Genomic DNA, 12,368 nt, shown 5'->3' with positions numbered 1-12,368 from the left:
GCGATCCATGTTCTTGATTCCAGACGATACCGGGACATTCAACTGAATTGAGCCCGACCTGCGGTAAATCTCGCCGCCTCAGGCCCTGCGTGTTTCGTTAGAGGCTCTAGCAAAAGGGTGTTGTGCTGTGACTGAAGCCTGGCTGCCCTAGGCCACGTATGATTTGCGCAACGCGCGTGCCTCGCGCCCGGTCAGGCAGCTTAGGCGCGTTTGGGGGGGCGGTCCTGCGTCTGAAAGCAACCCCGGAAAGAGCGCGCGCAGTTCCTCGACATCGTCGCGGTGCAGCGATTTCAGCGCCATGTCGCCCGGAAACAGGCTTTCGCTTTGCAGACCGTGCGAGGTGAGGATCACATGTTCGGCGCAGGCGATATGGTAGTATGTCACCGCCTCGTCCGTCGTCACCTGCCGGATGGTATCATCGTTGACCAGATGAATGGCCGCGCAGAACACGCTTGGCGCGCCAAAATAAAGCTCGGCCCGCCAGCCCCCCAGCACGACGCGGTGTTGCGGAGAAAGGTAAAGATCCCTGTCCGGCAGACCCTTGCCCAACGCATCGCGCCGGATGCAAACCGGGTTGTATTGGGGCCGGATGCGCAGGATTTGCGCGCTGAGTGTTCGTTTGCCGATCCATTCGATGGGCAGCGTGGTCCCACCGGCCACGCAAACCCGGTCGCCCACAGCCAAATCCTCGACCGGGCGCGGGCCGCAATCCGTTTCGATCAGGGTGCCCGAAACAAAACAGGGCGGATCGGTCGGGTTCAGATCATTCGGGGTGATCTTCCAGTTGCCCGTGGTCATCGGACCGGTTGGGTTATTGGCATCCCAGGCGTAAATCTGTCCGCCGACCTGAATGAACTCTCCGGTTTGTCCGGTTCCGCGATAGTTTCCCTGACCAAGATAGGTGTAAGGCTGGAAAGTCGCGCCCCCGTCAAACGACACCATCGACCCGCTGATGATCGCGGATTGTGTCGTATCCTGGACAATCAGGCTGTCCTGGCCCGTTTTCTTGGCCGTATGGAGAAGAACGCTAAATGCCACCGGGCGTCACCAAGGCCATGCTGGCAGATATCGACGCCTGCTGATCACTCGACCCAGAGCAACATTGCAGACGGAGCCGCACCCGGCATTCCCGTTTCACCAACACCCGATCACTTATAAAACGCCCCATAAGACCATTTTATATGTCTGATAAGGTCACTTTCCACAACATATAGTTTGCCGAATGCCCACCTGCATGCAGCATTTCGGACACATGGTTCGGCATCTGCATCCGATCAGGCCGCGCTGTCATTGAGGAACGCAGCGTGATCTGTGCCTTGTACCCGTCGCAGTTGAGGATCACCCGCGCGTCAATAGGGCCAGTTTGAAAGAAAAACCTGCTCACCTTTCCGAGCGGGCGGCTTTCCCTTGCCCTTGCCCGCAATATGTTGCACCACACACGGGTTCAAACCCGGCAATACGGGCCAAAGGATAAGGACAAGGCGAATGGCTGACGGATCGATCGATGTAAACGCAAAACCCACCGAAGATATCTCGGTCCGTGACGTATTTGGCATTGAGACGGATATGAAGGTCAAAGGGTTTGCCGAAGCCACCGACCGTGTGCCCGTCATCGACCCGACCTACAAGTTTGACCCCGAGACGACATTGGCGATCCTGGCGGGCTTTGCCCATAATCGCCGGGTGATGATTCAGGGCTATCACGGCACCGGCAAATCGACCCATATCGAGCAGGTCGCCGCCCGCCTGAACTGGCCCGCTGTGCGCGTGAACCTGGACAGCCACATCAGCCGGATCGACCTGATCGGCAAGGACGCGATCAAACTGCGCGACGGCAAACAGGTGACCGAATTCCACGAGGGCATTCTGCCCTGGGCCCTGCGCAACCCCGTCGCCATCGTGTTCGACGAATATGACGCGGGCCGTGCGGATGTGATGTTCGTGATCCAGCGGGTGCTGGAACATGACGGTAAACTGACCCTGCTGGACCAGAATGAGATCATCACGCCGAACCCGTGTTTCCGCCTGTTTGCCACCGCAAACACCGTGGGTTTGGGCGATACCACGGGCCTGTATCACGGCACGCAGCAGATCAACCAGGCGCAGATGGACCGCTGGTCGCTGGTCTCGACCCTGAACTATCTGAGCCATGACGCCGAGACGATGATCGTGCTGTCGAAGGCGCCGCATTACAACACCGCCGAGGGGCGCAAGACCGTCAGCCAGATGGTCACCGTGGCCGATCTGACCCGGACCGCCTTCATGAATGGCGATCTGTCCACTGTCATGAGCCCGCGGACCGTGATCAACTGGGCGCAGAATGCCGAGATCTTCCGCAACGTGGGCTATGCTTTCCGCCTGTCGTTCCTGAACAAATGCGACGAGTTGGAACGTCAGACCGTGGCCGAGTTCTATCAGCGCTGTTTTGACGAGGAATTGCCGGAAAGCGCGGCGAGTGCGAGCTTGGGCTAAGCGCCCGGATTGCGCCCGTTCCGGGCGCAATGCCTCCGGCGGGGATATTTTTTGGCCAGATGAAGTCGGATCCGTTACTGTTTTCCGCGCCGGGCAGGTCACTTTGATGAGGGCTTAAGGACATGGCACAGAAGAACGACAACCCTGCCGATCCCTTCAAGAAGGCCTTGGCCGAGGCCACCAAGGTCATGGCCGATGATCCTGAGCTGAACATCTCGTACACCGTCGATCCGTCGGGCCTGTCGGGCGAGTCGATGCGGCTGCCGCAGGTGTCTCGGCGTATGACGCGGGAAGAGGTTCTGCTTGCGCGCGGCACGGCGGACGCTTTGGCGTTGCAGCGCCGGTATCATGATGACGCAACCCATGCGCGCTATGCGCCTCCGGGGGATATGGCGCGGGACTTGTACGAGGCGATGGAGACGGCGCGCTGCGAGGCGATGGGCGCGCGGGATATGCCCGGCACTGCCAGCAATATCGACGTCAAGATCGGGCATGAGGCGATCCGGCGCGGATATGACCAGTGCAAGCAGCCTGCCGATGCGCCCTTGTCGGTGGCGGCGGGATATCTGATCCGGCATCTGGCCACCGGGCGCGATCTGCCGCCTGCGGCCGAGAACATCATGAACCTGTGGCGCGGGTTCATCGAGGAACAGGCCGGTGGCGTGTTGGAAAACCTTGATGACGTGCTGTCGGATCAGGCGGAGTTTGCCAAATTCGCGCGCCAGATGATCAAGGATCTGGGCTATGGCGACCAGCTGGGTGATGACCCCGACGAGTTGGACGACGAGCAGGAGGATCAGGCCGAGGACGACGCCGAGGAACAACCCGATCCCGACAGCACCGGTCAGGATGATCAGGACGAGCAGGACGCGGATGCGACGCCTGAGCAGACGCAGGAAGAGCAGCAGGATCAATCTCAGGCGCAGGTCTCGATGGACGAGATGGCCGAGGATGAGCTTGGTGACGAGGCCGAGATGCCTGATGGCGAAGCGCCGCTGGAGCCGCCTGCCCCGCCGCCCGCATCCGAGGCCGACCCGGATTACAAGGTCTATCTGAGCACGCATGATGAAGAGATTGCCGCTGAGGATTTGGCGGAACCGGCCGAGCTGGAACGGCTGCGGGCCTATTTGGATCAGCAGCTTGAACCGCTGAAAGGCGCGGTGAGCCGTTTGGCCAACAAGCTGCAACGTCGGTTGCAGGCGCAACAGAATCGCAGTTGGGAATTCGACCGCGAGGAAGGTATTCTGGATGCGGGCCGATTGGCACGTGTGGTCGCGAACCCCACCACTCCGCTGAGTTTCAAGGTCGAAAAAGACACCGAGTTCCGCGACACGGTGGTGACGCTGCTGCTGGACAATTCAGGGTCGATGCGGGGTCGTCCGATTTCGATCGCCGCCATCTGCGCCGATGTTCTGGCGCGGACGCTGGAACGCTGCAATGTGAAGGTCGAGATATTGGGCTTTACCACGCGGGCGTGGAAAGGCGGTCAGGCGCGCGAGGCATGGCTGAACGATGGCCGCCCGCAGCAACCTGGCCGTCTGAACGACCTGCGCCACATCATCTACAAGGGCGCCGATGCGCCGTGGCGGCGGGCGCGGCCCAATCTGGGCCTGATGATGAAAGAGGGCCTGCTGAAGGAAAACATCGACGGTGAGGCGCTGGAATGGGCGCATCGCCGGATGATCGCGCGGCGCGAGCAGCGCAAGATTCTGATGGTGATTTCGGATGGGGCTCCGGTTGATGATTCAACCTTGAGCGTGAACCCCGCCAACTATCTGGAAAAGCACCTGCGCGATGTGATTGCCATGGTGGAGAAGCGCAAGATGGTCGAGCTGCTGGCGATTGGCATCGGTCATGATGTGACCCGGTATTACGACCGTGCGGTGACGATCACCGATGTGGAACAGCTGGCCGGTGCGATGACGGAACAACTGGCGGCCCTGTTTGACAGTGATCCGCGGGCGCGGGCACGGGTGATGGGGATGAAGAAGGTCAGCTAGGCTGGCCTTGCCTCCGGCGGGAGTATTTCCCAAAAGATGAAAAGGCGGCGAGATCGACCGCCCGGCTGAGGGAGGTGTAGCATGTTCCAGTCCTTTGAGGTGACCGCGCGGCCCGAGCAGGGGCCGCCGCGTCTGGCTGCGTTGCGCGCGGAGCTGGTGCGCGAAGGGTTGGACGGGTTTCTGATCCCGCGCGCGGATGCGCATCAGGGCGAGTATGTGGCCCCGCGGGATGAGCGTCTGGCCTGGTTGACCGGGTTTACGGGATCAGCCGGGTTCTGTGCTGCGCTGACCGGCATGGCCGCTGTGTTCATCGACGGGCGGTATCGCACGCAGGTCAAGGCGCAGGTCGCGGATGTGTTCACGCCGGTGCCGTGGCCTGACATCAGCCTGAGTACATGGCTGAAAGCGCAGTTGCCCGGTGGTGGTAAGGTGGGCTTTGATCCGTGGTTGCACGCGGCAGGGCAAATCTCGTCCACGCTTGGCGAGCTTGAGGGCACAGGCATCGAACTGGTGCGCTGCGGCAATCTGGTGGACCGCATTTGGGCGGACCAGCCTGAACCGCCGATGCAGGCGGTCAAGGCGCATCCGATCGAGTTTGCGGGCGAAACCGCTGACAGCAAGATTACCCGACTGGCCGCAGACCTGCGGCAGGCCGGACGAAAGGCTGCGGTGATTACATTGCCGGATTCGATCATGTGGCTGCTGAACATTCGGGGGTCGGATATCGCCTATAATCCGGTGGCCCACGGGTTTGCGATCCTGCATGACGATGGCCGGGTCGATCTGTTCATGGCTGCGGCAAAACTGTTGGAGGTGCAGGATCATCTGGACCCGAAGGTAACGGTGCGCCACCCTGCGGAGTTTCTGGACGCGGTGGCAGCGCTGGACGGTGTGGTACAGGTGGATCTGAGCACGGTGCCGCAGATCGTGGCGGACGCGTTGGGTGATGCCATGGTGGATGGCGGCGACCCCTGTGCCCTGCCCAAGGCCTGCAAGAACCCGGCCGAAATCGCGGGCATCGCCGAGGCGCATTTGCGCGATGCGGTGGCGGTGGTCGAAACCCTGTGCTGGCTGGACGCACAGCCCCCCGGCAGCCTGTCCGAGACGCAGGTGGTCACGCGGCTGGAAGACAACCGCCGCAGGGACAACGTGTTGCAGGATATCTCGTTCGATACCATTGCCGGGACAGGACCAAACGGCGCGATCATGCATTACCGCGTGACGGACGAGACCGACAGCCGGTTGCAGGACGGTCATCTGCTGGTGCTGGACAGTGGCGGACAATATCTGGATGGCACCACCGATATCACGCGGACGCTTGCCATCGGCTCTGTCGGGGCGGAGGAAAAGACCTGCTTCACCCGCGTGCTTAAGGGCATGATTGCCATGTCGATGCTGCGCTGGCCCGCAGGGCTGGCCGGGCGCGATATCGAATGCGTGGCCCGCACGCCGCTATGGGCGGCGGGGCAGGATTTCAACCATGGTGTCGGACACGGCGTCGGGGCCTATCTGAGCGTGCATGAGGGGCCTCAGCGCCTGTCGAAGGTCAGCCATGTCCCGCTGCAACCCGGCATGATCCTGTCGAATGAGCCGGGATATTACCGCGAAGGGGCCTTTGGCATCCGCATCGAAAACCTTGTGGTTGTGGAAGAAGCCCCGGCCCTGCCCGGTGGCGATGCGGAACGCGCGATGCTGTGCTGGCGCACCCTGACATTTGTGCCAATTGACCGCAGGCTGATCATGGTGGATATGTTGACGCCTGACGAGCGCGGCTGGCTGAACGCCTATCATCGCGACGTCGCGGAAAAAATCCGCCCAAGGCTGGGACATGACGCGCAACTGTGGTTGGATGCCGCAACTGCGCCGATCTGACACCCGCCTGTTACATAGAACGGGCAGAGGAGAGGCCCCAATACGTCGACGGAAGGACCAGAGATGACTGAGATCACGATCCAAAAAGCACCGGGCAAATGGACTGTCCGTTCGGGCGGTGCGATTCTGGGCGAAACGAGCAACGCGCTGGAACTGCACGAATGCGACAAAGCTCCGGTGATTTACTTTCCGCGCGGCGATGTTGCGATGGCGTTTCTGGACCAGACCGACAAGGTGACGCATTGCGCCGGCAAGGGTGACGCGACGCATTTTTCCATCGTCAACAAATCCTCGGTGACCGAAAACGCGGTCTGGAGCTATGAGGATCCGATTTCCGCCGTGGCCGAGATCAAGGGATATCTGGCGTTTTATCCGGTAGACTCGGTGAAGGTGGAGCAGATCTAGAGGCGCCGGACAGGGTTTCAGCGGAGGCTTTGGGAACGCTTGCCCCGGTGGCGGGAGTCTTATGAATGTTCCTCGGCCGCGGTGGCTGCAAGGGCCCGGTTGTACGCCTTGAGCGCGTCGACATGGTAGAGCGCGCCGACGGGTGTCTCGGACCCGTCCTGTTCCAGAACGATAACCGGAATGCAGGGTATGTCATCGCGGTCGAAATAAGGCATCGCGGCCTCAAGCGTGGCGCTGGCCTGAATGCACAGGCCCTGTTCGATCAAGGCGCGCGCCTCGTCCGCAGTGATTGAGCGGTCATCCCCGATGGGGCGCATCACCGCCCCGGCGCGCAGCATCGCCAGCAGATAAGCCTGCGGCCCGGCGGCCAGGTGGACATCGCGGCGTTCCAGCTGGGTCAGGAAGAACGACCGGTCCACAAGGCGCGACGCCAATGCGGTGGATATGGATACAGTCACCATCACGGCAAGGCCGATCTGCCAGTCTCCGGTCAGTTCAAACACGATCAGAGTGGTCGAGATCGGGGCGCCCAGCACCGCTGCGGCCACCGCGCCCATTCCGGCAAAGGCATAAAGCGTATGCGTGCCCGACACATCCGGCAGCAGCCCGGTGGCGATCAGACCGAAGGCCAGCCCGGTCAACGCGCCGACCATCAGAGACGGAGAGAACACCCCACCCCCCATGCGCCCTCCCATGGTAATCGCCACCGCGACCGTTTTGATCACCGCAAACAGGATGGCCGTGGTCAGCACCAGATCACCGGTCAGGGCGCGAATTGTCGTCTCGTACCCCACGCCGATGATATGCGGAAACCAGATCGCCATCAGCCCCAACATCGCCCCGGACACGGCCGGGCGCAGCCAGGCCGGAATCGACAGGCGGTTCTGGATATGGCTGCCGATATCCTCGGCAAAGAAAATCGACCGCATCAGCAGCAGCGCGACAAATCCGCAGATCAGGCCAAGGATCAGGAAGGCGGGAAGTTCGACATAGAATTGCAGCGATCCCGGCGTCTCCAGCGTGAACTCGGTAACGTCGCCGTACTCCAACCGGTTGATCACCGTTCCGGCAACCGAGGCGATGACGATCGGAGCAAAGGCGTGAACGGCGAAATGGCGCAGCACGACCTCGAGCGCGAACAAGGCCCCGGCGATGGGGGCGTTGAAGCTGGCCGAAACGGCCGCAGCGACGGCACATCCCAACAGGTCACGTCCCGTGATCCCATCCGCGTGTATGCGGTTGCTGACCCATGTGGAAATCACTCCGGCCATATGCACCACCGGGCCCTCGCGGCCTGTTGACCCGCCCGAACTGAGCGTGATCAGCGAGGCAAAAAACGACGCGATGCCCGCCTTGACTTCGACCCGCCCATCGGTGATGGCCGAACCTTCGATCACGTCGGCAACCGACCGGACGCGCCCATCATTGGTGAACCGGTTCAGGATCACGCCAACGACCAGACCACCGAAGATGGGAATGATCAGGACCATGAACCATGGCAGTTTCTCGGCGTGGCTGTGCAGCAGCAGGATATCATTAGTGTCGTACAGATAGGCCTGTAATGCGCTAATGGCCTTGCGGAAGCCAAGCGCCATGAAACCCGCCGCGATCCCGATGGCCAGCGCAATGAACCAGAACTGGATCTGGCTTGGTCCCCGGCGCAGCATGACCCGCCACGCATCCTTGATCGCGGCCAGAGCCTGATTGAACTGGTTGCGCAGAACGGTGCGGGTCGATTGGGTCATTGGCCCTCGGGGATCATCACTTAACCCTTAGTAAGCCACGGAGCGCCCATATAAAAGTGAGATAGCGACAGTGTGAAGCCAATTCGTGCCACGGGCGCATCAGGCCTGCAGCAGGGCCCGGGCGGCGGCGCGGGCCTCGTCCGTGATGGTGTCGCCCGCCACCATGCGCGCAATCTCGTCCACCCGGTCGGGTTGGGCCAGAGGGATGACGGTGGACAGGGTTTGCCCGTCCGTGACCTGTTTCTGCACCCGCCAGTGATGCGCCGCACGGGCAGCGACCTGCGGGGAATGGGTGACAACCAGCACCTGCCCGCCCTGTGCCAATGACGCCAGCCTGCGCCCGACCGCGTCGGCAGTGGCCCCGCCGACGCCGCGGTCAATCTCGTCAAAGATCATCGTGCGGGCGCTGTCATCGCCCGACAGGCACACTTTGAGCGCCAGCAGGAAGCGGCTGAGTTCACCCCCCGAGGCGATCTTGTTCAGCGGCCCCGCAGGCGCGCCCGGGTTGGTGGCCACGGTAAAGGCCACCGCGTCGGTCCCTTCGGGGCCGGGTTCCGCCGGGGTGAGTTCGGTCCGGAACACCGCGCGTTCCATCTTGAGCGGGGCCAGTTCCGCCATGACGGCAGCGTCCAGCCGCCCCGCAGCCGCCGCGCGGGCCGCGCAGAGGTCAGCGGCGGCATTATCATAAGCCTTTTGTGCCGCCTCCAAAGCGGCGCGCCTGTCTGCCAGGTCGGCGTCGCCTGCTTCCAACTGGTTGAGGCGGGTGCGCAGAGTGTCGGCAAACGCGCCCAGATCATCCGGGGCCACGTCATGTTTGCGGGCCAGTGCGCGGATGGCAAACAGGCGTTCCTCGGCCTGTTCCAGTTCCGAGGGGTTGAAGTCCAGCGCCTGAAGGCAGGTGTTCACGCCATCCTGCGCCTCGCCCAGCTCAATCATGGCGCGCCCCAGCGCGGCAATCGGTTCGTCAAGCTGACCACCTGCGTTGCCGGACACACCTTCCAGCCAGCGGATAGCGTCGGACATCGCCCCTTCGGCACCGTCCCCGGTCAGCATGGCATAGGCGCGGGCGACATCATCGCGGATACGCTCGGCCCCCTGCATCATGCGGCGACGGGCATCAAGTTCGGCATCCTCACCGGGCTGAGGATCAAGCTGATCCAGCTCGGCAACCGCGTGGCGCAGGAAATCTTCCTCACTTCGGACGGCAGCCAGAGCGGCCTCGGTCTCGGCCAGCACCTTGCGGGCGCGTGACATGTCGGTCCAGGCCGCACGAACGGATGTAAGCCGGTCCGAAACCCCGGCGAAATCGTCCAGCATGGCCCGGTGGCCACGCGGGTTCAGCAGCCCGCGGTCATCGTGCTGGCCGTGCAGTTCGATCAGGGTTTCCGATAGCGCCCGCAGCACATCGCCCGAGCAGCGGCGGTCATTGACCCAGGCGGTCTTGCGCCCCTCGGCGGTGTTGATCCGGCGCAGGATCAGCTCATCCCCGCCCGGCAAGCCCGCCTCGGCCAAAATCGCATGTGCGGGATGATCGGCGGAAAGCTCGAACTCGGCCACAACCTCGCCCTGCGCCGCACCCTGCCGCACCAGTTCGGCCCGCCCGCGCCAGCCCAGAACAAACCCCAGAGAATCCAGAAGGATCGATTTGCCCGCGCCGGTTTCGCCGGTCAACGCATTCAGGCCCGGCTGAAAACTGAGTTCCAGCCGGTCGATGATCAGCATGTCGCGGATATCAAGGGCGCGCAGCATCGGGTCTTCAGCGTCCCAAGCCTAATGCCATGGCGATTACAACCACTCACCCTTGATGGTCTGACGATAGATCGTGCTGAGCCAGTTGTTGCCACGGCTCTTGAGCTGGAGCCCGCGTGAGGTCAGCAGCTTGTAGGCATCGTCATACCATTCCGAGGATTGGTAGTTGTAGCCAAGGATGGCACCTGCGGTTTGCGCCTCATCCAGCAGGCCGAGGGACAGATAAGCCTCGACCAGACGATAAAGCGCTTCGGCGGTGTGGGATGTGGTCTGGAAATCCTCGACCACGACGCGGAAGCGGTTGATGGCGGCGACAAAGTGATCCTGACGCAGGTAGTATCGCCCGATCTCCATCTCTTTGCCGGCCAGATGGTCAAAGGCCAGATCGAATTTCAACACTGCCGAGGTGGCATATTCGCTGTCGGGATAAACCTCGATCACGGTGCGCAGCGATTGCAGCGCCTGAAAGGTCAGCCCCTGATCGCGCCCGACCTCGTCAATCTGGTCATAATAGCTGAGCGCCAGCAGATACTGGGCATAGGCCGCATCTTCGTCCGTTGGATAGAAGTCGATATACCGCTGGGCCGCGGCCCGGCTTTCTTCGTAGTTCTTGTCGGAATGGAACGAGAACGCCTGCATGATCAGCGCGCGCTTGGCCCAGTCGGAATAGGGATACAGACGCTCGACCTCGGAGAAATACCAGGCCGCGTCATCCGAGCGATTCTGCGACAGTTCGTATTCGCCACGGGTATAGATCTGTTCCGGTGTGAACCCTTCCAGATTCTGATCCCGGTCCGCGCCCTTGTTGCCAAAAAGGCCGCCTGCGTTTCCACATGCCGTCAAAACTGCTGCCAGAAGAACCGCGCCTGCGAATCTGACTGCCGCTTTGCTGCCAACCATACCGCCCATCCTTGTCGTCTTACTAAAGGGGGTTCGCCCCGAATTGAGCCATGGTCTAGCACAGAAAATTCCGGTGCAAAACGCCTTATGCAACATCTGGCGCAAATGTCGTCAGAGTTGATCTGATCAGGCGACTTCGGGAATTTCGTTTACGATCAGGCCCTGCCCCGGCAGGCGAGCGGCCTGTTCCGGTGTGCACAGAACCGGACGCACCGCACCGGGTGTTTCAAACAGATTGCGCAGCAATGTGTTGGTCAGCGAATGACCCGACTTGTCGCCCGTGAAATGGCCCAGAATCGGCCCGCCTGCCAGGTAGAGGTCACCCAGAGCATCCAGCATCTTGTGGCGCACGGCTTCGTCGGCGCGGCGGAACCCGCCGGGTGTCAGCACCTCACTGCCCTGCACCACCACGGCGTTATCCAGGGTACCGCCAAGGGCCAGCCCGTTTTCGCGCATGGCTTCGACATCAATGCGGCGGCAGAACGTGCGGCAATCGCTGAGTTCGCGCGCGAACGACCCGTTGCGCATATCCAGCGTCTTGGTCTGGCTGCCGATTGCGCTGTCTTCGAAATCGATGTGAAAGTCGATGATCAGCCCATCCGCGGGCGCGATGCTTGCGCTGGCCCCTTCACGCGATGCGGTGACGGTCTTCAGCACCTCATAGGCCAGCACCGGGCTGGCCTGACGACGCACGCCTCGGGCCATGATACCGCGCACGAAATCGATCGAAGACCCGTCCATGATCGGCACTTCGGGGCCGTCGATTTCAATCAGTGCGTTGTGAACGCCGCACCCGGCCAGAGCAGCCATGATATGTTCGATGGTGGATACCGACACCCCGGCGTCATTCACCAGACGGGTGCAAAGCGGGGTCCGTTCGACCACGTGATAGATCGCCGGGATCATCGCATCGCCCAGATGGATATCCGTCCGTTTGAACCAGATGCCATGACCAGCCGCAGCCGGTTTCAGGATCATGGTCGCAGGCTTGCCGCTGTGCAGCCCGACGCCTTTAAACGTGACCGGAGATTTGAGCGTATGTTGCAAAATGGGCCTCGGCGAGTGGTGTCCAGCCTTCTGGGGCTGTGTTGGACACTCAGTTAAGGAAGCCCGCGTCAAGGCTCAACTCACTCTTTGTAACCGAATGAAACATGTATGTAACAGATCGGCAAAACCCTGCTTACCTATTCGTAAGCCACTGTTTTAAAACGAATTAGGGCCGCCA

10 protein-coding genes are annotated in these 12,368 nt (G+C 61.7%); 4 read left to right on the top strand and 6 right to left on the bottom strand.

Annotated elements, in window-relative coordinates; all coding sequences use genetic code 11:
• Nucleotides 1-147 precede the first annotated feature (147 nt).
• On the bottom strand, nucleotides 148-1,038 hold the full coding sequence (locus ACR0LL_RS00975; RefSeq protein WP_480583074.1) for a Hint domain-containing protein: 891 nt from the start codon (nucleotides 1,036-1,038) through the stop codon (nucleotides 148-150).
• Between the two features lie 139 nt (nucleotides 1,039-1,177).
• Nucleotides 1,178-1,384: a hypothetical protein gene (locus ACR0LL_RS00970; RefSeq protein WP_480583071.1), complete on the bottom strand. Its 207-nt coding sequence runs from the start codon at nucleotides 1,382-1,384 to the stop codon at nucleotides 1,178-1,180.
• 101 nt (nucleotides 1,385-1,485) lie between these two features.
• Between ACR0LL_RS00970 and cobS the strand changes: the two genes are divergently transcribed.
• From cobS to ACR0LL_RS00950, 4 genes are all read left to right on the top strand, one after another.
• The gene (cobS, locus tag ACR0LL_RS00965; protein WP_209504507.1) at nucleotides 1,486-2,472 is read left to right on the top strand and encodes a cobaltochelatase subunit CobS; all 987 of its coding nucleotides are present in this window, start codon (nucleotides 1,486-1,488) and stop codon (nucleotides 2,470-2,472) included.
• A 122-nt stretch (nucleotides 2,473-2,594) separates the two neighbouring features.
• Nucleotides 2,595-4,472, top strand: a complete 1,878-nt coding sequence (cobT, locus tag ACR0LL_RS00960; protein ID WP_480506269.1) for a cobaltochelatase subunit CobT — start codon at nucleotides 2,595-2,597, stop codon at nucleotides 4,470-4,472.
• An 81-nt stretch (nucleotides 4,473-4,553) separates the two neighbouring features.
• Entirely contained in the window at nucleotides 4,554-6,344 is a 1,791-nt protein-coding gene (locus ACR0LL_RS00955; protein WP_480583067.1) for an aminopeptidase P family protein, read from the top strand.
• A gap of 63 nt (nucleotides 6,345-6,407) precedes the next feature.
• Nucleotides 6,408-6,749: a DUF427 domain-containing protein gene (locus tag ACR0LL_RS00950; protein WP_480583065.1), complete on the top strand. Its 342-nt coding sequence runs from the start codon at nucleotides 6,408-6,410 to the stop codon at nucleotides 6,747-6,749.
• 59 nt (nucleotides 6,750-6,808) lie between these two features.
• Here ACR0LL_RS00950 and ACR0LL_RS00945 read toward each other — a convergent pair whose 3' ends face one another.
• The 4 genes from ACR0LL_RS00945 to lpxC all read right to left on the bottom strand — a co-directional run bounded on the left by ACR0LL_RS00945 (nucleotide 6,809) and on the right by lpxC (nucleotide 12,190).
• Entirely contained in the window at nucleotides 6,809-8,494 is a 1,686-nt protein-coding gene (locus ACR0LL_RS00945) for a chloride channel protein (RefSeq protein WP_480583062.1), read from the bottom strand.
• A 99-nt stretch (nucleotides 8,495-8,593) separates the two neighbouring features.
• Nucleotides 8,594-10,243: a DNA repair protein RecN gene (gene recN, locus ACR0LL_RS00940; RefSeq protein WP_480583059.1), complete on the bottom strand. Its 1,650-nt coding sequence runs from the start codon at nucleotides 10,241-10,243 to the stop codon at nucleotides 8,594-8,596.
• A 36-nt stretch (nucleotides 10,244-10,279) separates the two neighbouring features.
• The gene (locus tag ACR0LL_RS00935; RefSeq protein ID WP_267363885.1) at nucleotides 10,280-11,143 is read right to left on the bottom strand and encodes an outer membrane protein assembly factor BamD; all 864 of its coding nucleotides are present in this window, start codon (nucleotides 11,141-11,143) and stop codon (nucleotides 10,280-10,282) included.
• A 126-nt stretch (nucleotides 11,144-11,269) separates the two neighbouring features.
• Nucleotides 11,270-12,190 (bottom strand): UDP-3-O-acyl-N-acetylglucosamine deacetylase, encoded by a 921-nt coding sequence (lpxC, locus tag ACR0LL_RS00930; protein ID WP_267363883.1) that lies wholly within the window; start codon nucleotides 12,188-12,190, stop codon nucleotides 11,270-11,272.
• Nucleotides 12,191-12,368 lie beyond the last annotated feature (178 nt).

This window comes from Ruegeria sp. AI2 (assembly GCF_056541275.1).
Note: the sequence above shows the minus strand (reverse complement) of the source record. Positions and strands in the feature narration are given on the sequence as shown.

Coding starts and splice junctions, on each gene's coding strand:
- cobS (WP_209504507.1), top strand. CDS start 1,486: ATGGCTGACGGATCGATCGATGTAAACGCAAAACCCACCGAAGATATC.
- cobT (WP_480506269.1), top strand. CDS start 2,595: ATGGCACAGAAGAACGACAACCCTGCCGATCCCTTCAAGAAGGCCTTG.
- ACR0LL_RS00955 (WP_480583067.1), top strand. CDS start 4,554: ATGTTCCAGTCCTTTGAGGTGACCGCGCGGCCCGAGCAGGGGCCGCCG.
- ACR0LL_RS00950 (WP_480583065.1), top strand. CDS start 6,408: ATGACTGAGATCACGATCCAAAAAGCACCGGGCAAATGGACTGTCCGT.
- ACR0LL_RS00945 (WP_480583062.1), bottom strand. CDS start 8,494: ATGACCCAATCGACCCGCACCGTTCTGCGCAACCAGTTCAATCAGGCT.
- recN (WP_480583059.1), bottom strand. CDS start 10,243: ATGCTGCGCGCCCTTGATATCCGCGACATGCTGATCATCGACCGGCTG.
- ACR0LL_RS00935 (WP_267363885.1), bottom strand. CDS start 11,143: ATGGTTGGCAGCAAAGCGGCAGTCAGATTCGCAGGCGCGGTTCTTCTG.